25 protein-coding genes are annotated in these 21,089 nt (G+C 70.3%); 12 read left to right on the forward strand and 13 right to left on the reverse strand.

The window, feature by feature from the left end; all coding sequences use genetic code 11:
* Nucleotides 1-18: 18 nt before the first annotated feature.
* Nucleotides 19-870: a helix-turn-helix domain-containing protein gene (locus ACOKM3_RS34730; RefSeq protein WP_426905191.1), complete on the reverse strand. Its 852-nt coding sequence runs from the start codon at nt 868-870 to the stop codon at nt 19-21.
* Between the two features lie 284 nt (nt 871-1,154).
* Here ACOKM3_RS34730 and ACOKM3_RS34735 point away from each other — a divergent pair, with 284 nt between their 5' ends.
* Complete coding sequence (locus ACOKM3_RS34735) at nt 1,155-1,592, forward strand: ATP-binding protein (RefSeq protein ID WP_426905192.1); 438 nt, start codon at nt 1,155-1,157, stop codon at nt 1,590-1,592.
* Here ACOKM3_RS34735 and ACOKM3_RS34740 read toward each other — a convergent pair.
* The 4 genes from ACOKM3_RS34740 to ACOKM3_RS34755 form a co-directional block, all read right to left on the reverse strand.
* On the reverse strand, nt 1,576-2,049 hold the full coding sequence (locus ACOKM3_RS34740; protein WP_426905193.1) for a DUF6328 family protein: 474 nt from the start codon (nt 2,047-2,049) through the stop codon (nt 1,576-1,578). The genes ACOKM3_RS34735 and ACOKM3_RS34740 overlap by 17 nt on opposite strands.
* Before the next feature lie 48 nt (nt 2,050-2,097).
* The gene (locus ACOKM3_RS34745) at nt 2,098-2,571 is read right to left on the reverse strand and encodes a C40 family peptidase (RefSeq protein ID WP_426905194.1); all 474 of its coding nucleotides are present in this window, start codon (nt 2,569-2,571) and stop codon (nt 2,098-2,100) included.
* A gap of 580 nt (nt 2,572-3,151) precedes the next feature.
* Nucleotides 3,152-3,460, reverse strand: coding sequence for a hypothetical protein (locus ACOKM3_RS34750; protein ID WP_426905195.1), 309 nt, complete (start codon nt 3,458-3,460; stop codon nt 3,152-3,154).
* A 7-nt stretch (nt 3,461-3,467) separates the two neighbouring features.
* On the reverse strand, nt 3,468-4,103 hold the full coding sequence (locus ACOKM3_RS34755; protein ID WP_426905196.1) for an ATP-dependent Clp protease proteolytic subunit: 636 nt from the start codon (nt 4,101-4,103) through the stop codon (nt 3,468-3,470).
* 80 nt (nt 4,104-4,183) lie between these two features.
* Between ACOKM3_RS34755 and ACOKM3_RS34760 the strand changes: the two genes are divergently transcribed.
* The 8 genes from ACOKM3_RS34760 to ACOKM3_RS34795 all read left to right on the forward strand — a co-directional run bounded on the left by ACOKM3_RS34760 (nt 4,184) and on the right by ACOKM3_RS34795 (nt 11,118).
* Nucleotides 4,184-4,474 (forward strand): type II toxin-antitoxin system Phd/YefM family antitoxin, encoded by a 291-nt coding sequence (locus ACOKM3_RS34760; RefSeq protein ID WP_426905197.1) that lies wholly within the window; start codon nt 4,184-4,186, stop codon nt 4,472-4,474.
* A 211-nt stretch (nt 4,475-4,685) separates the two neighbouring features.
* A complete protein-coding gene (locus ACOKM3_RS34765; protein ID WP_326020178.1) occupies nt 4,686-4,988 on the forward strand; it encodes an urease subunit gamma in 303 nt (100 codons plus the stop codon).
* Nucleotides 4,989-5,004: 16 nt separating this feature from the next.
* Nucleotides 5,005-5,316 carry an urease subunit beta gene (locus tag ACOKM3_RS34770; protein WP_426905198.1) on the forward strand — a complete coding sequence of 104 codons (312 nt, stop codon included), beginning with the start codon at nt 5,005-5,007 and terminating at the stop codon, nt 5,314-5,316.
* On the forward strand, nt 5,309-7,030 hold the full coding sequence (locus ACOKM3_RS34775; protein WP_426905199.1) for an urease subunit alpha: 1,722 nt from the start codon (nt 5,309-5,311) through the stop codon (nt 7,028-7,030). Before ACOKM3_RS34770 ends, ACOKM3_RS34775 begins: the two co-directional genes overlap by 8 nt.
* A gap of 31 nt (nt 7,031-7,061) precedes the next feature.
* Nucleotides 7,062-7,736, forward strand: coding sequence for an urease accessory protein UreF (locus ACOKM3_RS34780; RefSeq protein WP_426905200.1), 675 nt, complete (start codon nt 7,062-7,064; stop codon nt 7,734-7,736).
* Nucleotides 7,737-7,913: 177 nt separating this feature from the next.
* On the forward strand, nt 7,914-8,591 hold the full coding sequence (gene ureG, locus ACOKM3_RS34785) for an urease accessory protein UreG (protein ID WP_327664530.1): 678 nt from the start codon (nt 7,914-7,916) through the stop codon (nt 8,589-8,591).
* On the forward strand, nt 8,588-9,352 hold the full coding sequence (locus tag ACOKM3_RS34790) for an urease accessory protein UreD (RefSeq protein WP_426905201.1): 765 nt from the start codon (nt 8,588-8,590) through the stop codon (nt 9,350-9,352). Before ureG ends, ACOKM3_RS34790 begins: the two co-directional genes overlap by 4 nt.
* Before the next feature lie 131 nt (nt 9,353-9,483).
* Nucleotides 9,484-11,118 carry an alpha/beta hydrolase gene (locus ACOKM3_RS34795; RefSeq protein WP_426905202.1) on the forward strand — a complete coding sequence of 545 codons (1,635 nt, stop codon included), beginning with the start codon at nt 9,484-9,486 and terminating at the stop codon, nt 11,116-11,118.
* A gap of 38 nt (nt 11,119-11,156) precedes the next feature.
* On the opposite strand, the gene ACOKM3_RS34800 is transcribed toward ACOKM3_RS34795, so the two are convergent.
* Together ACOKM3_RS34800 and ACOKM3_RS34805 are read right to left on the reverse strand one after the other, a co-directional pair.
* Nucleotides 11,157-12,191 (reverse strand): NAD-dependent epimerase/dehydratase family protein, encoded by a 1,035-nt coding sequence (locus tag ACOKM3_RS34800; protein ID WP_426905203.1) that lies wholly within the window; start codon nt 12,189-12,191, stop codon nt 11,157-11,159.
* A gap of 143 nt (nt 12,192-12,334) precedes the next feature.
* Entirely contained in the window at nt 12,335-13,051 is a 717-nt protein-coding gene (locus tag ACOKM3_RS34805; RefSeq protein ID WP_426905204.1) for a lysophospholipid acyltransferase family protein, read from the reverse strand.
* Nucleotides 13,052-13,299: 248 nt separating this feature from the next.
* Here ACOKM3_RS34805 and ACOKM3_RS34810 point away from each other — a divergent pair, with 248 nt between their 5' ends.
* Entirely contained in the window at nt 13,300-13,710 is a 411-nt protein-coding gene (locus ACOKM3_RS34810) for an SSI family serine proteinase inhibitor (protein WP_426905205.1), read from the forward strand.
* 19 nt (nt 13,711-13,729) lie between these two features.
* Here ACOKM3_RS34810 and ACOKM3_RS34815 read toward each other — a convergent pair whose 3' ends face one another.
* The 5 genes from ACOKM3_RS34815 to ACOKM3_RS34835 form a co-directional block, all read right to left on the reverse strand.
* A complete protein-coding gene (locus ACOKM3_RS34815; protein ID WP_266722335.1) occupies nt 13,730-13,888 on the reverse strand; it encodes a hypothetical protein in 159 nt (52 codons plus the stop codon).
* A 114-nt stretch (nt 13,889-14,002) separates the two neighbouring features.
* A complete protein-coding gene (locus tag ACOKM3_RS34820; RefSeq protein ID WP_426905206.1) occupies nt 14,003-14,956 on the reverse strand; it encodes a cytochrome c oxidase assembly protein in 954 nt (317 codons plus the stop codon).
* Between the two features lie 139 nt (nt 14,957-15,095).
* Nucleotides 15,096-16,121: a 6-phosphofructokinase gene (locus ACOKM3_RS34825; protein ID WP_266722339.1), complete on the reverse strand. Its 1,026-nt coding sequence runs from the start codon at nt 16,119-16,121 to the stop codon at nt 15,096-15,098.
* Between the two features lie 177 nt (nt 16,122-16,298).
* Complete coding sequence (locus ACOKM3_RS34830) at nt 16,299-17,030, reverse strand: type 1 glutamine amidotransferase (RefSeq protein WP_426905207.1); 732 nt, start codon at nt 17,028-17,030, stop codon at nt 16,299-16,301.
* A 40-nt stretch (nt 17,031-17,070) separates the two neighbouring features.
* Nucleotides 17,071-18,309 carry a Mur ligase family protein gene (locus ACOKM3_RS34835; protein ID WP_426905209.1) on the reverse strand — a complete coding sequence of 413 codons (1,239 nt, stop codon included), beginning with the start codon at nt 18,307-18,309 and terminating at the stop codon, nt 17,071-17,073.
* Between the two features lie 141 nt (nt 18,310-18,450).
* Between ACOKM3_RS34835 and def the strand changes: the two genes are divergently transcribed.
* Entirely contained in the window at nt 18,451-19,005 is a 555-nt protein-coding gene (def, locus tag ACOKM3_RS34840) for a peptide deformylase (protein WP_426905210.1), read from the forward strand.
* 7 nt (nt 19,006-19,012) lie between these two features.
* On the opposite strand, the gene ACOKM3_RS34845 is transcribed toward def, so the two are convergent.
* Entirely contained in the window at nt 19,013-19,666 is a 654-nt protein-coding gene (locus ACOKM3_RS34845; protein WP_426905211.1) for a TetR family transcriptional regulator, read from the reverse strand.
* Nucleotides 19,667-19,829: 163 nt separating this feature from the next.
* Here ACOKM3_RS34845 and ACOKM3_RS34850 point away from each other — a divergent pair, with 163 nt between their 5' ends.
* Nucleotides 19,830-21,056, forward strand: a complete 1,227-nt coding sequence (locus ACOKM3_RS34850) for an acyl-CoA dehydrogenase family protein (RefSeq protein WP_266722349.1) — start codon at nt 19,830-19,832, stop codon at nt 21,054-21,056.
* Nucleotides 21,057-21,089: the final 33 nt, after the last annotated feature.

Raw genomic sequence — 21,089 nt, forward strand, 5'->3', positions numbered from 1 at the left:
AGGTGTCGGCGTCCTCGCTTACCCGGCGAGCTCCGCGATGAATTCCAGTGAATCCTCGGGTGACCTGGCATGGAGCAGAAGAGCGTCGAAGGCGTCGGTGTACGCCTTGAGGTCTTCTTTCCGTTCGAGGTAGAGGCTACTCGTCAAATGGTCGAGAACAACCACATCCAGATCAGATGTGTTCGGAAAAGAGAACACAACGAAAGGTCCCGTCAAGCCGATATGGCCACCCGACGAGAACGGAAGCACATGGATCCGGACATGCGGCATTGATGCCGCCTCGGCCAGATGTGCCAACTGCCGCCGCAGCACTCCGTTCCCGCCCACCTCCCTGCGCAGCACCGCCTCGTCGAGCACGGCGGTGAGCCGCAGCGGCGGGTCCGCGCGCAGCACGTCCTGGCGCGCGAGCCGCACCTCCACCAGCGCGTCGATGTGCTGGTCCGGCGCCCCGTTCAATACCGAACGTGTCACCGCGTGCGCGTACTCGGGTGTCTGCAGAAGCCCCGGTACGACGCTCGTCTCCAGGGTCCTGATGCGGCACGCCTGGGACTCCAGGCTGATGAAATCGCGGTACGCGGGCGGCAGCAGACCCCGGTACGCGTGCCACCAGTGGTGCCCGCCCGCCTCGTCCCCGCCGGCCAGCGCGACCACCAGTTCGCGCAATCGGGGATCGCGGGCCTCGAAGGCGTCGAGCAACCGCAGCACATCCGAAGGCTTCACGCCGCTGCGTCCGGTTTCGATCCTGCTCACCTTCGACTGGTGCCAGCCGACGAGCCGGGCCGCCTCCCCGCTCGTGAGGCCGGCCTGGACGCGCAGCGTCCGCAATTCGGCACCGAGTTTGCGGCGGCGTACCGCGGGACCGTATTTCATGGAGGACTCCTCGGGCTCCTCGCGCCACCCGGCCGGACTCCCTCCCGGCCCGCACGGGGCGCGTGTCTGAGCCGACGGTAGAGGACGGAGCGTACCTCGGCCCAAATACGGTCCACCGTCGCAGAGTTCACCGCATCGAGCGACAGATATATGCATATCTTGGGGGATCGGCACCACAGGGGTACGTCCAAGTGGCAATCTGGCGCGAAGCAGTTGCCGGGGGCCGCGCGCGAGCGATCCGCGAGGCCGGACGAGCCACCTCGGCGGGAAAGGGACACGTCGCCATGGCAGACCACCAGGAAGCATCCGTCACGCTGCCGAGCGATCCCGCCTCGGTCTCGGCCGCCCGCAGGTATGTCGCCACCGTCCTCGGGGAGTGGGGCATGGCGCCGGGGACCGACGAGGCGGACACCGTCCGCCTGATCGTGTCCGAACTCGCGACGAACGCGGTGCAGCACACCCTGGGCCAGTCACCCACGTTCACCGTCGACATGGAGCTGGAGCGCGACGAGCAGCTGCGCATCGGCGTCACCGACAGTCACCCCCGCTACCCCAAGCGGCTGCCGGCCGCGGTCCAGCAGGACAACGGCCGGGGCATGGTCATCATCCGCTGCCTCACCGCGGAGTGCGGCGGCACACTGACGGTGCGACCGACCCCCGAGGGCGGCAAGACGGTGCTGATCACGCTGCCCTGGGTGGCCCCGGTCACCCGTCCCGCCTGAGGACCGCCCGCCGCAACAGCCAGGGCAGCAGTCCCCACAGGCCCGTACAGACGAAGAACGTCCCGACGCCCGCCGCGATCCCGCCGCCCCTGCCGACCGTCACATCGACCACGAGCAGCACGGACCCGCTCAGCGCGAGCACGAGCGCCACCATCCCGTACGCCGCGAGCCGCGAGGACACCCGCACGATCTGCGGTTTCGCGCCCAGGCTGAACAGCATCCGGTGCACCGCGGCCGGCGCCGTGAACAGCGCGGCCGCGATGACCGTGAGGAGCAACGTCGTGACGTACGTGGCCCGTTGGACCGTGTCGAGCGAGGGGAAGCGCGACGTGAACGCCAGGGTCAACAAGAACGCGAACAGGAACTGCACGCCGGTCTGGATGACCCGGAGCTCCTGAAGGAGTTCTCCGAAGTTCCGATCGGCGCGTTCCAACGGCGTCTCGTTGCGGTCGTTCATCCCCTACGAGTATCCGCTCGCGAGGTGCTCAAGCGCGAGCGCGGCGGCTCACCGCACCCGGCCGTACGACACGCTGTTCGTCCAGATCCGCTCGAGACGCACCACGGCGCCGGTCTTCGGGGAGTGCCAGATGCGCCCCTTACCGGCGTAGATGCCCACGTGGTAGATGCTCCGACCGGAGCGGAAGAACACCAGGTCACCGCGGGTACGGTGAGACCTCGAGATGTGCTTGGTCCTGTTGTACTGCTGGGCCGCGGTGCGTGGCAGCTTCTTGCCCGCCCGCTTGAACGAGTAGAGCGTGAGGCCCGAGCAGTCGAACCGGTGCGGCCCGGCGGCGCCCCACTTGTACGGTGCACCCTTCTTGGACGCGGCGATGTGCAGTGCCTTGACGGATGCCGTGGCCGCTGATGCCTCGGAAGCGGCGCCGGGGACCATGAGCCCCGCGCCGGCGACGGCGATGGAGAGGGCGGAAGCGGTACCCGCCCGGGTCAGCAGCGACGGAACACGATTCAGCGCAGTCATGCGCAACCCTTCGTCAGCCGCCTGTGAAGGATGACCTGTCGGGTTCGGGCCGGCGAAGTTGCCCGGCCGCAAGCTGCGGCTTCACCCCAAGGACCGTCCGGCGGCCTCTGACGAGGCGCGGCGGGGGCCCGTCGTGCTCGGGTCCTCCACTCCTGCCGATGCACTCCTGTCGACCTGGCATCCGCACGGCGGCAGGACTCGGCGTCCGTGCGGACCGCCCCGCCGCGGTGGCGGGGGCTTGTCGTCGCAACGGATCTTCACGCACGACACGGGCGAAAACCGAGGTGAACCGGCGGTAAGTGAGTCTCGTCACCCTTGACCCATTCAGGTGGACGCTGCGGCATTCGCCCCGGCCCGACGGACCCCGACGAGCCCCGCACCAGCGGCGGAACGCCGAATTCCGGCAGCCGCCTACGGCTCGTACGCAACTTTGCCGGGCTCATCGACGGAGCGGAGGCTAGGCCGTACGGGGTACCTCGTTCGGGTCGTTTGGATCGCGCCGTAGCGGTTCGGGATTCCTCGTGAGTGGTCCTCGACTTCTACTGACCGGCCCTCGACTGCTACCGACCGGTCCCCGACTTCAACTGATCGGTTCCGACGGCAGGGTGACCCGCTTGGTGCGCCGCTCACCGTCCAGGACGCGCAGCGCCCGCGCCAGGGTGCTCGCGTGCACCCGGCTCTCGCCCCGCTGGTGCATCAGGTTCAGCGCGTCCCGCAGCTCCGCCGCCCGGCTGACCAGCGCCTGCGCCGCGCGCAGCCCGCTGTAGGTGTCGTCGCCCCGGGCCGGGTTGATCCGCGCGACGAGGTCGACCACCTCCAGATAGCGGTCCACGAGCTCGCACTCGGCGCGGGTCATCGCGGGCAGCGGCGGAAGTTCGGGTGGGTACATCGGCCGATCACCTCGCGCCGGGGGAGCGCAGTGTGGCGGTCCGGTTCTCCACGACGTGGTCCACCAGGCCGTATTCGAGGGCCTGTTGCGCGGTCAGCACGGTGTCCCGCTCGATGTCGGCGCCGACCTGTTCCTTGGAGCGGCCGCTGTGCAGGGCAAGCATGTCCTCCAACTGGTCGCGCATGCGCACCAGTTCGCTCGCGTAGATCTCCAGGTCGCTCGGCTGTCCCTGGGCCGGCTCGGGCAGCGAGGGCTGGTCGATCACCACGCGCGCGCCGGGCAGCGTCATCCGCTTCCCCGGCGTCCCCGCCGCGAGCAGCACCGCGGCCACCGACGAGCACTGCCCCAGACAGGTCGTCGCCACGTCGCAGTCGACGTATCGCATCGTGTCGTAGAGCGCGGTCATCGCGCTGAACGAGCCGCCCGGAGAGTTGATGTACAGGGAGATGTCCTGGTCGGGCGCCTGGTACTCGAGGTGCATGAACTGCGCCATCACATCGTTCGCCGAGATGTCGTCGATCGGCGTCCCGAGGAAGACGATGCGCTCCTCCAGGAGCTTCGAGTACGGGTCGAGGGTGCGGCTCCCCGAACTGGTGCGCTCGGTGAACTCGGGCAGGACATAGCGGCCGGACGGACGGGTCATGGTGCGTGCCTCCTCAAGACGCTGCTTCAGAGCCTGCTTCTCCAAAAATGTACAGGACGTACATGACGTACGATGAGGGTATGGCCTACGAGATTCCGGTGACGCAAGCCAGGGCAGAGCTCGCCGACCTGATCAACCGCGTCGTGTACGGCAGCGAGCGCGTGGTCGTCACCCGGCACGGCAAGCCGCTCGTCGCCCTGGTCTCGGCCGCCGACCTGGAGCGACTCGAGGCGATGAGCGAGTCCGCCGGGGATGTCGCGGATGAACCGGTGATCACGTCCGTGTCACGAATTGGCACCCTGACGTCCGCTCCCGGCGAACAGCAAAGGTTTGGTATTGCCGCGGAACATCGCGGCCCCGAGATGAGGTAGTGCGCCCGGCGTTCAGCAATAAGACGGTCAAGCGTCGGTTAACGCCGTTGAAACTTCGCTGAATTACCCTCCAGTCCCAGGTCATCGGCCGCTTTTCAGGGCAGGGTCCGCACGGATGTGCATCTTTGTTGTGTGTTACATCTAGACCCGTCGCGGTGGCCGCGGCAGCCGGGCCCGCACGGTCCGGCATGAAGGACTGTGAGGTGGATTCGTGCAACTGACCCCGCACGAGCAGGAGAGACTGCTCATCCATGTGGCTTCCGATGTCGCCGAGAAGCGTCGGGCCCGGGGTCTCAAGCTCAATCATCCCGAGGCGGTCGCGCTGATCACCTCGCACATTCTCGAAGGCGCCCGGGACGGGCGCACCGTCGCCGAACTCATGGCGTCCGGCCGCAAGTTGCTCACCCGCGACGACGTCATGGACGGAATCCCGGAGATGATCCACGACGTGCAGGTCGAGGCGACGTTCCCTGACGGCACCAAGCTCGTGACCGTTCACGAGCCGATCGTCTGACGAGGGAGCAGCAGCCATGATTCCCGGAGAAATACTCTTCGCCGACGAGCCGGTCGCATACAACGAGGGCCGCGACGTCATACGTATGACGGTGCTCAATGCCGCCGACCGCCCCGTCCAGGTGGGTTCCCACTACCACTTCTTCGAGGCCAATCCCGGCCTCGACTTCGACCGCGCCGCCGCCCGCGGCAAGCGGCTGAACATCGCCGCGGGCACCGCCGTTCGCTTCGAGCCCGGCATCCCCGTAGACGTCGAACTCGTAGCCCTCGCAGGCAATCGCATCGTCACCGGCCTGCGCGGCGAGACCGGAGGTGCCCTCGATGCCTGAGCTGTCCCGTGCCGCCTATGCGGATCTGTTCGGCCCCACCACCGGCGACCGGATCCGGCTCGCCGACACCGACCTGCTCGTCGAGATCGAGGAGGACCGCTCCGGCGGGCCCGGCCTCTCCGGCGACGAGTCCGTCTTCGGTGGCGGCAAGGTCATCCGTGAGTCCATGGGCCAGTCGCGCGCCACCCGCGCCGACGGCACCCCGGACACCGTCATCACCGGCGCCGTGATCATCGACCACTGGGGCATCGTCAAGGCCGACATCGGCATCCGCGACGGTCGCATCACGGCGATCGGCAAGTCCGGCAACCCGGACACGATGTCCGGCGTCCACCCCGACCTCGTCCTCGGCCCTGACACCGAAGTCATCGCGGGCAACGGCAAGATCGTCACCGCCGGCGGCATCGACACCCACATCCACTTCATCTCGCCGACCCAGTTCGACGAGGCCCTCGCCTCGGGTGTGACCACGCTGGTCGGCGGCGGCACGGGCCCCGCGGAGGGCTCCAAGGCGACCACCATCACGCCCGGCTCCTGGCACCTCGCCCGGATGTTCGCGGCGATGGAGAACAGCCCCGTCAACATCGGCTTCCTCGGCAAGGGCAACACCATGTCGAAGGAGTCCATGCGCGCCCAGCTGCGCGGCGGCGCCATCGGCTTCAAGATCCACGAGGACTGGGGCGCGACCCCGGCCGTGATCGACGCCTGTCTCGACATCTGCGAGGAGTCCGGCGTCCAACTCGCCGTCCACTCCGACACGTTGAACGAGGCCGGCTTCGTCCAGGACACCTTCGACGCGGTCGCCGGGCGCACGCTGCACGCCTTCCACGTCGAGGGCGCGGGCGGCGGGCACGCGCCCGACATGATCACCGCGGTGTCGCTGCCCAACATGCTGCCGTCGTCCACCAACCCGACGCGGCCGCACACCGTCAACACCGTCGAGGAACACCTCGACATGCTGATGGTCTGCCACCACCTCAACCCGGCGGTGCCCGAGGACCTGGCCTTCGCCGAGTCCCGCATCCGGCCCACCACCATCGCGGCCGAGGACATCCTGCACGACCTCGGCGCCATCTCGATCATGTCCTCGGACTCGCAGGCCATGGGCCGCGTGGGCGAGGTCATCATGCGGACCTGGCAGACCGCGCACGTGATGAAGCGCCGCCGCGGCTTCCTGCCCGGCGACACCCGCGCCGACAACGCGCGCGCCCGCCGCTACGTCGCCAAGTACACGATCAACGCCGCCGTTTCCCAGGGCATCGACCACGAGGTCGGCTCCGTGGAGTCCGGCAAGCTCGCCGACCTGGTGCTCTGGGACCCGAAGTTCTTCGGCGTGAAGCCGCAGCTCGTCGTCAAGGGCGGACAGATCGCGTACGCGCAGATGGGCGACGCCAACGCGTCCATCCCCACGCCGCAGCCGATCCTGCCGCGCCCGATGTACGGCGCGTACGGCAAGGCGCCGCAGGCCAACTCGGTCAACTTCACCAGCGAGTGGGCGATCGAGGACGGGCTGCCGGAGCGGCTCGGGCTCGGGCGGCAGTTCGTGCCGATCCACTCCACGCGCGGGCGCGGCAAGTCCGACATGGTCAACAACGACGCCCTGCCGCGCGTCGAGGTCGCCGCCGACTCGTTCGCCGTGACCATCGACGGTGAGCTCGTCGAGCCCGCCCCGGCCGCCGAACTGCCGCTCGCGCAGCGGTACTTCCTGTTCTGATGCGGGTGCCTACGAGCCGGGTGCGTACGTCATGACGCGCGCCGCACTGCTCGTCCTGGCCGACGGCCGCTTCCCCGCCGGAGGGCATGCCCACTCCGGCGGGGCGGAGGCCGCGGTCAAGGCGGGCCGCATCACCGGGGCGGCGAGCCTGGAGGACTTCTGCCGGGGCCGCCTGTACACCAGCGGCGCCGTGACCGCCGCCCTCGCCGCGGCGGCCGCGCTCGGCATCGACCCCGGCGCGCTCGACGAGGCCGCCGACGCGCGTACGCCGTCCGCCGCGCTGCGGGTCGCCGCCCGCAAGCTCGGGCGGCAGATGATGCGGGCCGCGCGTGCCACCTGGCCGCATCCCGAACTCGACGCCCTGGCGCGGCGGTTCCCCAAGGGGGCGCATCAGCCGGTCGTGCTCGGGCTCGCCGCGCGGGCCGCCGGGCTCGGTGCGGAGGATGCCGCGTACTGCTCCGCGTACGAAGGGGTGAGTGGGGCGGCGACCGCCGTGGTGCGGTTGTTGAGCCTCGACCCGTTCGATGCGACCGGGGTTCTGGCGCGGCTCGCGCCCGAGGTGGACCGGGTGGTCGCGGATGCCGTGGAGGCGGCGCGGCGGGCGGTCGACCTGGGTGTCGGCGCGTTGCCCGCCGGGTCGGCGCCGCTCTTGGAGATCGGGGCCGAGGCGCATGCGGCCTGGCCCGTCAGGCTGTTCGCGTCCTAGCGGAAGTCGCCCCCGCCGCCCCTTCCCGTTCCCGACCCCCGGGGGCTTCGCCCCCGGCCCCCTTGTCCTCAATCGCCGGACGGGCTGGTGGTGACGCCAGTCGTCCTCAATCGCCGAACCGGCCGGTGGTGACGCCGGTCGGGAGGGCGAAACCTCAACTTTGGAGTCGTGATTCTTATGCACCTCGGACACACCCACGACGAAGCCTCCGCCGTTTCCGCCGACGCCCAGCGGCCCGACGGTACGCGGCGTGCGCTGCGGATCGGGCTCGGTGGGCCCGTCGGGTCGGGCAAGACCGCCACCGTCGCCGCGCTGTGCCGCGCGCTGCGCGAGGAGCTCTCCCTCGCCGTCGTCACGAACGACATCTACACCCGCGAGGACGCCGCCTTCCTGCTGCGCGAGGCCGTGCTGCCGCCCGAGCGGATCACCGCCGTGGAGACCGGCGCCTGCCCGCACACCGCGATCCGTGACGACATCTCCGCGAACCTGGAGGCCGTCGAGGACCTGGAGGACGAGGTCGGCCCGCTCGACCTGATCCTCATCGAGTCCGGCGGCGACAACCTCACCGCCACCTTCTCGAAGGGGCTCATCGACGCGCAGATCTTCGTGATCGACGTCGCGGGCGGCGACGACATCCCGCGCAAGGGCGGCCCCGGCGTCACCACCGCCGACCTGCTCGTCATCAACAAGACCGACCTCGCCCCGCACGTCGGCTCCGACCTCGCCCGGATGGAGGCCGACGCCAAGGAGGCGCGGGCCGAACTTCCCGTCGTGCTGCAGTCCCTGCGCTCCGAGGTCGGCGTCGGTGACGTCGCGGCCTGGGTGCGGGCGCAGCTCGCCGCGTGGACCGCGTGAGCGCCGGAGTCCGGTCCACCGCCCGGATCGTCGCGCGCGGCGACGGGCGGGGCGCGACCGCGCTGCCCGTCATGGAGGGCGAGGGCTCGTTCGCGCTGCGCCGCACGCGCGGCGCGACCCCCGCGGAGTCCCGGGTGATGCTCGTCGGCGCCATGAGCGGCCCGCTCGGCGGCGACCACCTCACCGTGGAGGCGCGCGCCGAGGAGGGGGCGCACCTGTACGTGGGCTCCATCGCCGCGACCATCGCCCTGCCGGGGCAGAACAAGGGCGAGGCCCGTTACGACGTACGGCTCGACGTCGCCGACGGGGCCCGTCTCGACTGGCTCCCGGAGCAGTTGATCTCGGCGGGTGGGAGCGATCTGCGGGTGAACACGCGCGCCGATCTCGCGCCCGGTGCGCGGCTCGTGCTGCGCGAGGAGCAGGTGCTCGGGCGCGTGGCGGAGGAGCCGGGTCGGCTCACGAGCCGGCTGACCGTGTACCGGGCCGGGCGTCCGCTGCTCGACCAGGAGCTGGCCTGCGGCCCGGGCGCGCCCGGCGGCTGGGACGGTCCCGCCGTCCTCGCCGGTCATCGGGCCCTCGGTCAACTGGTCGTCGTACGCCCGGAGTTCGAGACGGAGAAGCCGTCCGCCGCCCTTCTCGACGAGGCCGGAACGGCCGCCCTCACGCCGCTCGCGGGCCCCGCCGTGCTGGTCACGGCGGTCGCGCCGGACGCCCTGCGGCTGCGCCGCACGCTCGACGAAGTGCTGGGCCGACTGGGCTGATCCGCTCATCGGGCGGGTTATACCGTTTATCGGATTGGTAAAGAACGCCCGCTGTCCCTGTTGCCGGAGACCCCGCACGCGTCAGGATCCGCGTACCGATCAGCAACACGATCGACGTACGGATCGAATCGATGTGCGGGAGGCCTCACTTGAGACGGACCAGACAGACAGCGCGCGGCAGCCGGAAGGCGGTGATCGGCTCCGCGGGCGCGTTCGCCGCCGCGGCGCTGATAGCGGGCGCGGTCTCCGCCCCCGCCGCGCAGGCCGACGCACCCAGGTCCGGCAGCAGCACCGCCGGCCTCCAGGCGCGCGGCGCGGCCCTCGCCGCCGCCAAGGCCGCGAAGGCCGGCGTCGACTGGAAGGACTGCCCCGCGGACTGGGGCATCGCCAAGCCCATCCAGTGCGGCTGGGTCACCGTGCCGCTCGACTACGCGAAGCCGAACGGCAAGCAGATCAAGCTCGCCGTCGACCGCATCGGCAACACCGGCACCAAGGGCGAGCGCCAGGGCTCCCTCGTCTACAACCCGGGCGGCCCCGGCGGCTCCGGCATGCGCTTCCCGACGCGGGTGACCACCAAGAACCCGATCTACGCCAAGATGGCGAAGGCCTACGACTTCGTCGGCTTCGACCCGCGCGGCGTCGGCCACTCCGCGCCGATCTCCTGCATCGACCCGCAGGAGTTCGTCAAGGCGCCCAAGGCCGACCCGGTCCCCGACAGCGAGGCGGACAAGCTCGGCCAGCGCAAGCTCGCCAAGGAGTACGCGGACGGCTGTTACGAGAAGAGCGGCGAGATGCTGCCGCAGATGACGACGCCGAACACCGCGCGCGACCTCGACGTCATCCGTGCCGCCCTCGGCGACAAGAAGCTCAACTACCTCGGCGTCTCCTACGGCACCTACCTGGGCGCCGTCTACGGCACGCTCTTCCCGGGCCACGTCCGCCGCATGATCGTCGACAGCGTCGTCAACCCGGCGAAGAGCAACATCTGGTACGAGGCGAACCTGAACCAGGACATCGCCTTCGAGGGCCGCTGGAAGGACTGGCAGGACTGGGTCGCCAAGAACGACGCGACCTTCCACCTCGGCACCACGCGCGCCGCGGTGCAGAAGCAGTGGGAGACCCTGCGCGCCGCCGCGAAGAAGAGCCCCATCGGCGGGGTCGTCGGCCCGGCCGAGCTGATCGGCTTCTTCCAGAGCGCCCCGTACTACGACTCCTCGTGGGTGCCGGTCGCCCAGACCTGGAGCAAGTACGTCGCCGGTGACACCCAGGCACTGGTCGACGCCATCGCCCCCGACATGTCGGACACCGCGGGCAACGCCGCGTCCGAGAACAGCAACGCGGTCTACACCGCCGTCGAGTGCGCCGACGCCAAGTGGCCCACCAGCTGGTCCAAGTGGGACAAGGACAACACCGAGCTCCACAAGAAGTACCCGTTCATGACGTGGTCCAACGCGTGGATGAACCTGCCCTGCGCCACCTGGAAGACCAAGCAGCAGACCCCGCTCGACGTGAAGACCGGCAAGGGTCTGCCGTCGGTCCTGATCGTGCAGTCCGAGCGCGACGCCGCCACCCCGTACGAGGGCGCCGTCGTGCTGCACAAGCGCTTCAAGGGCTCCCGCCTGATCACCGAGAAGGAAGCCGGTTCGCATGGCGTCACCGGTCTGCCCAACCCCTGCGTCAACGACCGGGTCGACAGCTACCTGCTCACCGGCAAGACCGACAAGAAGGACGTGACGTGCGCGCCGCACGCCACGCCCAAGCCGTAGTCGTAGCCGTTCAGTAGGTCTACGCGGCCTCAGTAGGTCTACGCGGTCGAGGACGCCAGCCAGGCGTCCTCGGCCGCGTAGTCGAAGATGCCGGTCGTGTACGACGCCACCATCTTCGGGAAACCGGTCTCCCAGTCCCGCTCCCGCAGCCGCGCGGCCAGCCACTCGACCGTCTCCGGGAGCGCGTCGGCGTACGTCGTCACCGGCTTGTACCCGAGCTCCCGCTCGGCGGCCGACATGTCGAGGATCAGCGGGAACGGCACCGACCACGGGCTGTCCCCGACGTTCGGCGCCGGGGGAGGGCCGTCGACGAACACCGTCTCGGTCTCCACGCCCATCACCTCGTCGATCATCGCGCCGATCTCGGCGACCGAGGGACGGTCGGGGTCCGCCGCGTTCAGCACCCGGGACCCCGGCCGCGCCGCCGCGAGCCGCACCAGCTCCGCCAGGTTCCGGACGCTCGCCGGATGGAAGCGGCTCCCGCCGTTGTACGCGAGCACGCGCGTACGTCGGCCGTCGAGGTTCCGCTTGACGAAGTACAGCTCCCGCGGCGTGCGGCAGTACGGGCCGTGCACGGCGGACGGCCGCAGCACGGTCGTCGGCAGCCGGTCGCCGAGAGCCAGCAGGTCCTGCTCGATCCGCACCTTGCGCGCCCTGGATCCCTCGCCGGGTGACGCCGTCCGCAGCGTCTCCGGGATCGGCACCGGGTAGTGCGGCCAGCCGTCCGGCTCGCCCTGTGTGTGGAAGCCGCGCCCCTGCTCGTCCTCGTACACCGCCGCGCTGGAGGCCACGACCGCCGAGCCGATCCGGTCGGCGAGCCCCGCGAGCTGCTGTGCGTGGGCCGGCGTGAAGGCGATGAGGTCCACGACGAGGTCGACCCCGTCCCCGACGAGCGCCGCGACGGCGTCCCCGTCCTCCCGGTCGAGCGGCACCGCCCGCACGTCCCCCGGCCAGCCCGCGTCCCGCCCGCCACCGCGCGAGGCCGCCGTCACCTCCCAGCCGTCGGCCGCGAGCGCCCGCACCGTGGGCCGCCCGATCTGCCCTGCCGCACCGATCACCAATGCCTTCTTCATGACCGGACCGTACGTCGGTGGGGTCCACCCGGACCCCGGAATCTGCTCAGCGCAGAGCGCGGAACCTGGAGGGAGACCAACTCCAGCGGCACCGCGGGGGCCCGGGGAGCTCAACTCAGCGGCACCACGGGGGCCGGGGGAGCTCAACTCAGCGGCAGCCGCGGGAACTTCCGGGCCTTCTCCTCCTCGGCCTCCGCCTTCACCAGGGCCGCGTACTTGTCGACGTACTCCTGCCCGGACAGCTCCAGGATCGCGTACATGATCTCGTCGGTGACCGCACGCAGGATGGCCTTCTCGCCGTCCATTCCGTCGTAGCGCGAGAAGTCGAGCGGCTCGCCGAACCGGATCGTCACCCGGTGCATCTTCGGGATCTTCTGGCCCGGCGGCTGCGCCTCGAACGTGCCGATCATCGCGCACGGGACCACCGGCGCCCCCGCCTTGAGCGCCATCGCGGCGACGCCGACCTTGCCCTTGTACAGGCGCCCGTCGTGCGAGCGCGTGCCCTCCGGGTAGATGCCGAGCAGCTCCCCGCGGCGCAGCACCCCGAGCCCCTCGCGGATCGCCGCCTGCCCGGCCTCCTTGCCCGAGCGGTCGACCGGGATCTGGCCCGCGCTGCGGAAGAACGCGGCGGTGAGCCGGCCCCTGATGCCGGGGCCCGTGAAGTACTCGGCCTTCGCCAGGAACGTGATCCGCCGCTTGATGATCGCGGGCATCAGGAAGTGGTCGGAGAACGACAGATGATTGCCCGCGACGATCGCGGCGCCGGACTCCGGTATGTGCTCGAGGCCCTCGATCCGGGGCCGGAAGAGCAGCCGCAGCAGCGGCCCGAGGATCACGTACTTGAGCAGCCGGTAGAACATCCCGATCGCCTTCCCCCACGAACCACTTGGACCGCTTGTACTGCCGCTTGTACCGCCGCGTGCTTGCGCACAGTAACCAATCGGCAGCGTCGGCGCGAGAGCCCGATCGGGCCCTGTCCGGGACCCGCACGGCGCGTCCGCTTGGCGGTGGCGGCCCCGGCGGGTGCTCTGTTCCCACCCTGACGTCCCACCACGCCGACGTCCCCCTGACGTCGCAGTCCGACGTCCCAGCACCGGAGGTCTTCCGTATGCGTTCCCTCTACGTAGCCGCGGCCGCGTTCCTGTCCCTGGCCGCGGCCGCCCCGGCCGCCCACGCCGCGACCGGTGGGCCCACCGGACCCGCCGGATCCGAGCAGCCGCGGGGCCTGTTCCTGACGGTCTCCGGCGCCGAGAACACCTGGGTCCGGGGTGTCCTCCTGAACTGCGCTCCCAAGCCCTCGGGCCACCACCCGTACGCCGCCGAGGCCTGTGCCGCCCTCGACGCGGTGGGCGGCGACCTGGACGCGCTGCCGGTCGAACAGCAGATCTGCACCAAGCAGTACGACCCGGTCACGGTCGCGGCCACCGGCACGTACCGCGGCAAGGCGATCACCTGGCACAAGACCTTCGGCAACGCCTGCGAGATGAACGCGTCGACGGGCCACGTCTTCCGCTTCTGACCCCCCAAGGTGCCGGCCGTCAGTTGCTGCGTGAGGCCACCATCGCCACCGTGAGCAGGCCGAGCACCACCCAGCCGAACCACAGCCACCCGTTGCTGCCGAGCGCCACCGTGTAGGCGGTCACGGCCACCAGGCCGCCCACGGTGAACGCACCCATCGTCTTCGTGGAACCGGGCATCACACCCTCCTCCCAGCAGCCCGGACAAAAGTCCGAGCCGCGACCAGGAGGCCATATTCACCTGTAACGGGGTAGTGGCGCTACTGCCGCGCGCGGGGTGGCGCTTACTGGCCCTTACTGGCCGCGCGCGTTGAGGGAGGCCAGGTAGGCGTTGTACGCCGCCAGCTCCTTGTCGCCGTCCCGGTCCGCGGCCCGGTCCTTGCGGCGCGCCTGCCGGTCCTCCGACTTCTTCCACTGGAAGAGCAGGGCCAGCAGCACCAGCACCGAAGGCACCTCACTGAACGCCCAGGCGATGCCGCCCGCCGCCGTCTGGTCGGCGAGCGGATCGATGCCCAGCGAGGCCGGCGGGTTCTCGAACGTGCCGACCATCGTCGTCGACGCCATCATCAGCGCGATCCCGAAGAAGGCGTGGAACGGCATGCCCGCGAACAGCTCCAGCATCCGCATCACATAGCCGGGCCGGTGCGGTCCAGGGTCCACGCCCATGATCGGCCAGAAGAACACCAGGCCGACGGCGAGGAAGTGCACCATCATCGCGAGGTGGCCGACCTTGGACCCCATGAGGAAGTCGAAGAGCGGCGTGAAGTAGAGCGCGTACAGGCTCGCGATGAACAGCGGGATCGTGAAGGCCGCGTGCGTGATGATCCGCATGTAGCGGCTGTGCAGCAGCGCGAGGAGCAGCTCGCGCGGCCCCTTGCTGCCGCGCTTCGCGGACACCGGCAGCGCCCGCAGCGCGAGCGTGATCGGGGCGCCCATCAGCAGCAGGATCGGCGACAGCATGCTGATGACCATGTGCTGCACCATGTGCACGCTGAACATGACCATGCCGTAGTCGTTGAGCTTCGTGCACATCACCAGACCGATGGTGAGCACGCCCACGACGAACGCGATCGACCGGGACACCGGCCACGCGTCACCGCGCCGCGCCAGGCGCACCACGCCCCATCCGTAGAGGGCGAGCGCCAGCAGGCACCCGACGAGGAAGAAGGGGTCGGCCGACCATTCAAGGCCACGCCCCAGCGTGAACGGCGGCAGATCCATGTTCATGCCGTGCCCGCTGTGATCCATCCGCCGGCTCCTGTTGCTCGTTTCGTACGGATTGTGCGCACCCAGAGTAGAACTGCCCCCGGCCGGTGTTTCGGCCGGGGGCAGTTCCGTGTGTCCTGGAGCGGGTGTGGATCAGTGGGTGCCGATCAGCGGGTGTGGATCAGAGCACGCACTCGGCTTCGGCGTACCGCTCGTCCGGCACCGTCTTCAGCGTCTCCACGGCCTCGGCCAGCGGCACCATCAGGATGTCGGTGCCACGCAGCGCGGTCATCTTGCCGAACTCGCCGCGGTGCACGGCCTCCACGGCGTGCCAGCCGAACCGCGTCGCGAGCACGCGGTCGTACGCGGTGGGGGTGCCGCCGCGCTGCACATGGCCGAGGATCACGGGGCGCGCCTCCTTGCCGAGGCGCTGCTCCAGCTCGATGGAGAGCTGGCGGGCGATGCCCGCGAAGCGCTCGTGGCCGTAGACGTCCTTGCCGCCCTCGTCGTACTCCATCGAACCGGCCCGGGGCTTGGCACCCTCGGCGACGACCACGATGGCGAACTTCTTGCCGGCCTCGAACCGCTCGCCGACCTTCTTGGTCAGCTCGTCGATGTCGAAGGGGCGCTCCGGCACGACGACGGCGTGCGCGCCCGCGGCCATGCCGGAGTGCAGCGCGATCCAGCCGGTGTGCCGGCCCATGACCTCGACGATCAGCACGCGCTGGTGCGACTCGGCGGTGGTCTTGAGGCGGTCGAGCGCCTCGGTGGCGACACCGACGGCCGTGTCGAAGCCGAACGTCACGTCGGTGACGGCGATGTCGTTGTCGATCGTCTTCGGTACGCCGACGATCGGGAGGCCGTTGTCCGAGAGGAGGCGGGCCGCCTTCAGGGTGCCCTCGCCGCCGATCGGGATGATCGCGTCGAGACCGAGGTCGGCGACGTGCTCCTTGGCCCGCTCGATGCCGTCGCGCAGATGCGCGGGCTGTACGCGGGAGGAGCCGAGGATGGTGCCGCCGCGGGCGAGGATGCCGCCCACCGCGTCGAGGTCCAGCTTGCGGTAGTCGCACTCGAGCAGGCCCTTCCACCCGTCGTGGAAGCCGATGACCTCGTCGCCGTGGTCGACGACGGCACGGTGCACGACCGAACGGATCACGGCGTTCAGACCGGGGCAGTCGCCGCCTGAGGTGAGGACACCAATACGCATAAGCCCGGATTACCTTTGCAAACGTGGGCCGATGGCCGGACTGCGTCGTCCGCCTTGACCCCCGTACCTTATCGGCGGCCGGGGGCCCGTCCGCACGTGGCGTCCGACTGGTGGACTGGCCTGCTCACATGGGCGCGAGGGTGCCCTAAAGGGCCCTGGCGGAGGGCCCCGAGAGGGTCAGGCGGGCTGCGTCGTGGCCGCCGTGATCCGCTCGTTGCGAAGCTCCTCGTACCAGTGGTCGTTCACCGGCGGCAGCGCGTTCACATCGAGCGCCAGCTTGATCAGCAGGTCGGCGATCTGCGGATTGCGCGCGAGCACGGGCCCGTGCATGTACGTGCCGAAAACGGTGTCGTTGAAGGCGCCTTCGGTGCCGTCCCCCGTGCCGTTGCCCTTGCCCATCCGGGTCCGGGCGAAGGCCCGCGCCGTGGGGCCGAGGTGCGTGACGCCCTGGTGGTTCTCGAAGCCGGTCAGCTCCGGCAGGCCCAACGACGGGTCGATGTCGCCCAGTACGTCACCGACGCAGCGCTCGCCCTCGCCGCGCGTCGAGACGACGTCGAGCAGGCCGAGACCGGGCTCGCGCTCACCGAGGTCGTTCACGAACTCGTGGCCGAGGATCTGGTACCCGGCGCACACGGAGAAGACGATCGCGCCGTTGGCCACCGCGCGCTGCAGGCCGCCGTCGCGGCGCAGCCGCTCCGCGGCGAGGCGCTGCGGACGGTCCTCGCCGCCACCGATGAGGTAGATGTCGCCGGAGGTCGGCACCGCCTGGTCGCTGCGCACGTCGTAGCGCTCGACCTGGAGGCGGCGCTGCTGGGCGCGGCGCTCGACCACCAGAGCGTTGCCCTGGTCGCCGTAGGTGCTCAGGAGGTCGGGGTAGACCCACACGAGACGCAGGCTGTTGTCACTCATGCTCATGATCCTTCGCTGTTCGCGCTCTGTGTGGGGCTCGTCAGTTGCCCACGCGGCGGCGGACGTCCTGGAACGCGGTGTAGTTGGCGATCAGTTCGATCCGTCCCGGGGGCGACATCTGCACCGCCTCGTCGAGCGTTTCGCAGACCCGGAAGTCCAGGCCCGCGACCTCGAGCCGGACCGCGAGGTCGAGCCGGCGGTCGCCGATCACGCAGATCGGGTGCCCGGCCAGGCGCGTGTAGTCGACGTCCCACAGCCAGGAGGTGTCGGTGCCGTCGGCGCCCCGCGCGTTCACCGAGAGGATCACCGGGGTCGGCGGCGGGTCGATCAGAGTGAACGTTTCGAGCCAGCCCGCCGGGTTCTTGGCGAGCAGCAGCCGCAGGTCGCGCTCCTGGAACTGCACGACGTCGTAGCGGCCCGCCACGGCCTGCACCTGGTACATGCGCTCCAGGGCGACCTGCGGGGGCACCCCGAAGCAGGCGGCCACGGCCGCGGACGTCGCCGCGTTCGCCTTGTTGGCGCGGCCCGGCAGCTGGAGGTTGATCGGCCACGCGGAGCCGTGCGGGTCGATGACGTGGTCGCCCTGGAGCGCCCAGCTCGCGAGCGGGCGGCGGAAGCCGCACTCGCCGCAGAACCAGTCGTCGCCGGGGCGCTGCATCACGCCGCCGCACGCCGGGCAGGACCAGGCGTCGTCCTTCCACTCCTGGCCCGCGGCGACCCACACCACGTTCGGCGAGGAGGAGGCGGCCCAGACGATCAGCGGGTCGTCCGCGTTCGCGATCACGATGGCCTTCGAACCGGACAGGCCCTCGCGCCACTTCTCGGCGAGCATGCGGGTCTCACCGGCGCGGTCCAGCTGGTCGCGCGAGAGGTTGAGCAGCGCGATCGCCTTCGGGTCGGTGTCGCGGGCGACGCCGGCCAGGTACTTCTCGTCGACCTCGATCACGCCGTACTTGGCCTCGCCGCCGCCGGCCAGGGCGGACGTGATGCCCGCGGGCATGTTCGCCCCCAGCGCGTTCGACACGACGGGGCCGCTGGCGCGCAGGGCCTCCGCGAGCAGTCGCGTGGTCGTCGTCTTGCCGTTCGTGGCCGAGACGAGCACCACGTCCAGGTGCTGGGCGACCCGCGCGAGCAGCTCGGGGTCGAGCCGCAGCGCGACCTTGCCGCCGATCACTGATCCGCTGCCGCGGCCCGCCGCCCGCGACACCGCGGCCGCGGCCCGGCCGGCCGTCACGGCCAGCTTGGCGCGCGGAGTCATCGGCTCCGAGTTGCCTGCCATCTTCCTGGGTCCTCCTTGCGTACGGCGCCGCGCCTGCCCCCGGCATCGTTTATGGGCTCAGCCTATCGAGATCCTCTGACAAGCCCGAACAGTGGCACCACCAGCACTTCGTGGTGCGCACAGGACCGTACCCTTACCGGCATGCGACACGGCTCGATCCCGGGCGCCTCAGGGCGCGTACGACCCCTGACCCTGCTCGGTGAAACCGTGCTGCACCAACCCTGCGCGCAGGTAACGGACTTCGGCCCGGCCCTCGCGCGCCTGGTCGAGGACATGTTCGCCACGATGTACGCGGCGCAGGGCGTGGGCCTCGCCGCGAACCAGGTCGGCGAGGGTCTTCGGGTCTTCGTCTTCGACTGTGAGGATGACGACGATGTGCGCCATGTCGGCCACGTCGTGAACCCGCGCCTGGTCGAGGCCGACGGCGACGTGATCCGCGGCCCCGAGGGCTGCCTGTCGCTCCCCGGCCTCGAGGCGGGCACGCCCCGCTTCGACCACGCGCGCGTGGAGGGGTACGACCTCGGCGGCGAACCCGTGGTGATCCACGGCACGGGCTGGTTCGCCCGCTGCCTCCAGCACGAGTGCGACCACTTGGAGGGGCGTACGTACACGGAGCGGGTCACCGGGTGGCGGCGCAGGAAGGTGCTGCGTCAGGCGGCGAAGGCGTCGTGGGCGTCGGGTTCCGTGCCTTCCTGAGGCCCGGTCAGAAGCCGGGGCCGCCTACCTTGTCGCCCGCCGCGGCGAGCCGCCCCCACAGCAGGTCGGCGAGTCCCCGCACCAACTCGGCGCGCTCGCACGGGCGGTCACCGAGCCACCAGTCGCCGGCGGCGTGCATCATGCCGACGATCCCGTGGCCCCACACGCGCGCGAGTTGCTGGCTGCCGGGGCCGAGGTCCACGCGCTCCTCGATGACCTCGGCCAGCTCCTCGCCCATCCGGCGCAGCAGCGGCGCAGAGTGCCGTCCGATGTCGAACCCGGATTCTGCGGAGGCGCCCTCCGACGGATGCATCAGGAAGCGGTAGACCTGGGGACGGGCCTCGATCGCCGCCAAGTAGGTGTCGAGCGTCGCCTCCACGCGCTCGCGCCGCTCCGCGGGCGCGTCCAGGGCGGCCCGCAGCGAAGCGAGCAGCGCGTCCGTGTGGCGCATGGCGAGCGCGGCGTAGAGGCCGCCCTTGTCGCCGAAGTGCCGGTACAGGATCGGCTTGGTGATCCCGGCCTCGGCCGCGATGGCGTTCATCGAGGCGCCGGGGCCGTCCCGGAGCACCACCCGGTCCGCGGCCTCCAGCAGCTCGCGCCGCCGACGCTCGGCGGCGGACTGTTGGTCCGCGCGCTGATCGTTCCGCTGTGTGGTCTCCATGAACTCTCCCCACCCCCGTGCGATTGCCTGACGCACGCCGAAAGGTAACACCCGGCGGCCATCCGGTATCGAACGCGCACTCGGAGGTTGACAGGGGCTACTCGCCAGTAACAGACTCGGGTTACCTTAAGTAACACAGTATTGCGTGCGCCCTGGAGGGGTTATGGCCGAGTTCACCATGGATCTCAGCGACGAGCAGAAGGAAGTCCGTGACTGGTTGCACGGCTTCGCCGCCGATGTGATCCGCCCCGCGGCCGCCGAGTGGGACGAGCGCGAGGAGACCCCCTGGCCGGTCATCCAGGAAGCGGCCAAGCTCGGAATCTACTCCCTGGACTTCTACGCGCAGCAGTTCTTCGACCCCTCGGGCCTCGGCATCCCGATGGCCATGGAGGAGCTGTTCTGGGGCGACGCGGGCATCGGCCTGTCCATCGTCGGCACGGGCCTCGCCGCGGTCGGCGTCCTCGCCAACGGCACCGAGGAGCAGATCGGCACCTGGATCCCGCAGATGTACGGCGACGCGAACGACGTGAAGGTGGCCGCCTTCTGCTCCTCCGAGCCGGACGCCGGCTCCGATGTCGCCGCCATGCGCACGCGTGCCGTCTACGACGAGGCCAAGGACGAGTGGGTCCTGAACGGCACCAAGACGTGGGCGACGAACGGCGGCATCGCCAATGTCCACGTGGTCGTCGCCTCCGTGGACGCGGAGCTCGGCTCCAAGGGGCACGCCTCCTTCATCGTGCCGCCGAACACCCCCGGCCTGTCCCAGGGGCAGAAGTTCAAGAAGCACGGCATCCGCGCCTCGCACACCGCCGAGGTCGTCCTGGAGAACGTCCGGGTGCCCGGCTCCTGCCTGCTCGGCGGCAAGGACAAGCTCGACGAGCGCCTCGCCCGCTCGCGGGAGAAGGCCAAGAAGGGCGGCGAGCGCGTGAAGAACGCCGCGATGGCCACCTTCGAGGCCTCGCGTCCCGCCGTGGGCGCCATGGCGGTCGGCACGGCCCGCGCCGCCTACGAGGAGGCGCTGGAGTACGCGAAGACGCGCGAGCAGTTCGGCCGCCCGATCATCGACAACCAGGGCGTTGCCTTCCAACTCGCCGACATGCGCACCCAGATCGACGCCGCGCGCCTCCTGGTGTGGCGTGCCTCCTGGATGGCGTCCACGGGCAAGAAGTTCGAGAACGCCGAGGGCTCCATGTCCAAGCTGTTCGCGAGCGAGACCGCCAAGAAGGTCAGCGCCCAGGCGGTGCAGATCCTCGGCGGCAACGGCTTCACCCGCGAGTACCCCGTGGAGCGCATGCACCGCGACGCCGCGATCTACACGATCTTCGAGGGTACGAGCGAGATCCAGCGCCTGGTCATCGCCCGCACCCTCTCGGGCATGCCGATCCGCTAGCGGGTCCCCTGACCCGGCCCGGCGGGACCCCGC

Origin of the sequence: Streptomyces nidicola (genome assembly GCF_050106155.1) — a bacterium.
Lineage (GTDB): Bacteria > Actinomycetota > Actinomycetes > Streptomycetales > Streptomycetaceae > Streptomyces.

Excerpts from the sequence above, each read along its gene's own strand:
- ACOKM3_RS34730 (WP_426905191.1), bottom strand. The coding sequence starts at position 870 with ATGAAATACGGTCCCGCGGTACGCCGCCGCAAACTCGGTGCCGAATTG.
- ACOKM3_RS34735 (WP_426905192.1), top strand. The coding sequence starts at position 1,155 with ATGGCAGACCACCAGGAAGCATCCGTCACGCTGCCGAGCGATCCCGCC.
- ACOKM3_RS34740 (WP_426905193.1), bottom strand. The coding sequence starts at position 2,049 with ATGAACGACCGCAACGAGACGCCGTTGGAACGCGCCGATCGGAACTTC.
- ACOKM3_RS34745 (WP_426905194.1), bottom strand. The coding sequence starts at position 2,571 with ATGACTGCGCTGAATCGTGTTCCGTCGCTGCTGACCCGGGCGGGTACC.
- ACOKM3_RS34750 (WP_426905195.1), bottom strand. The coding sequence starts at position 3,460 with ATGTACCCACCCGAACTTCCGCCGCTGCCCGCGATGACCCGCGCCGAG.
- ACOKM3_RS34755 (WP_426905196.1), bottom strand. The coding sequence starts at position 4,103 with ATGACCCGTCCGTCCGGCCGCTATGTCCTGCCCGAGTTCACCGAGCGC.
- ACOKM3_RS34760 (WP_426905197.1), top strand. The coding sequence starts at position 4,184 with ATGGCCTACGAGATTCCGGTGACGCAAGCCAGGGCAGAGCTCGCCGAC.
- ACOKM3_RS34770 (WP_426905198.1), top strand. The coding sequence starts at position 5,005 with ATGATTCCCGGAGAAATACTCTTCGCCGACGAGCCGGTCGCATACAAC.
- ACOKM3_RS34775 (WP_426905199.1), top strand. The coding sequence starts at position 5,309 with ATGCCTGAGCTGTCCCGTGCCGCCTATGCGGATCTGTTCGGCCCCACC.
- ACOKM3_RS34780 (WP_426905200.1), top strand. The coding sequence starts at position 7,062 with ATGACGCGCGCCGCACTGCTCGTCCTGGCCGACGGCCGCTTCCCCGCC.
- ureG (WP_327664530.1), top strand. The coding sequence starts at position 7,914 with ATGCACCTCGGACACACCCACGACGAAGCCTCCGCCGTTTCCGCCGAC.
- ACOKM3_RS34795 (WP_426905202.1), top strand. The coding sequence starts at position 9,484 with ATGTGCGGGAGGCCTCACTTGAGACGGACCAGACAGACAGCGCGCGGC.
- ACOKM3_RS34800 (WP_426905203.1), bottom strand. The coding sequence starts at position 12,191 with ATGAAGAAGGCATTGGTGATCGGTGCGGCAGGGCAGATCGGGCGGCCC.
- ACOKM3_RS34805 (WP_426905204.1), bottom strand. The coding sequence starts at position 13,051 with ATGTTCTACCGGCTGCTCAAGTACGTGATCCTCGGGCCGCTGCTGCGG.
- ACOKM3_RS34810 (WP_426905205.1), top strand. The coding sequence starts at position 13,300 with ATGCGTTCCCTCTACGTAGCCGCGGCCGCGTTCCTGTCCCTGGCCGCG.
- ACOKM3_RS34815 (WP_266722335.1), bottom strand. The coding sequence starts at position 13,888 with ATGCCCGGTTCCACGAAGACGATGGGTGCGTTCACCGTGGGCGGCCTG.
- ACOKM3_RS34820 (WP_426905206.1), bottom strand. The coding sequence starts at position 14,956 with ATGGATCACAGCGGGCACGGCATGAACATGGATCTGCCGCCGTTCACG.
- ACOKM3_RS34825 (WP_266722339.1), bottom strand. The coding sequence starts at position 16,121 with ATGCGTATTGGTGTCCTCACCTCAGGCGGCGACTGCCCCGGTCTGAAC.
- ACOKM3_RS34830 (WP_426905207.1), bottom strand. The coding sequence starts at position 17,030 with ATGAGTGACAACAGCCTGCGTCTCGTGTGGGTCTACCCCGACCTCCTG.
- ACOKM3_RS34835 (WP_426905209.1), bottom strand. The coding sequence starts at position 18,309 with ATGGCAGGCAACTCGGAGCCGATGACTCCGCGCGCCAAGCTGGCCGTG.
- def (WP_426905210.1), top strand. The coding sequence starts at position 18,451 with ATGCGACACGGCTCGATCCCGGGCGCCTCAGGGCGCGTACGACCCCTG.
- ACOKM3_RS34845 (WP_426905211.1), bottom strand. The coding sequence starts at position 19,666 with ATGGAGACCACACAGCGGAACGATCAGCGCGCGGACCAACAGTCCGCC.
- ACOKM3_RS34850 (WP_266722349.1), top strand. The coding sequence starts at position 19,830 with ATGGCCGAGTTCACCATGGATCTCAGCGACGAGCAGAAGGAAGTCCGT.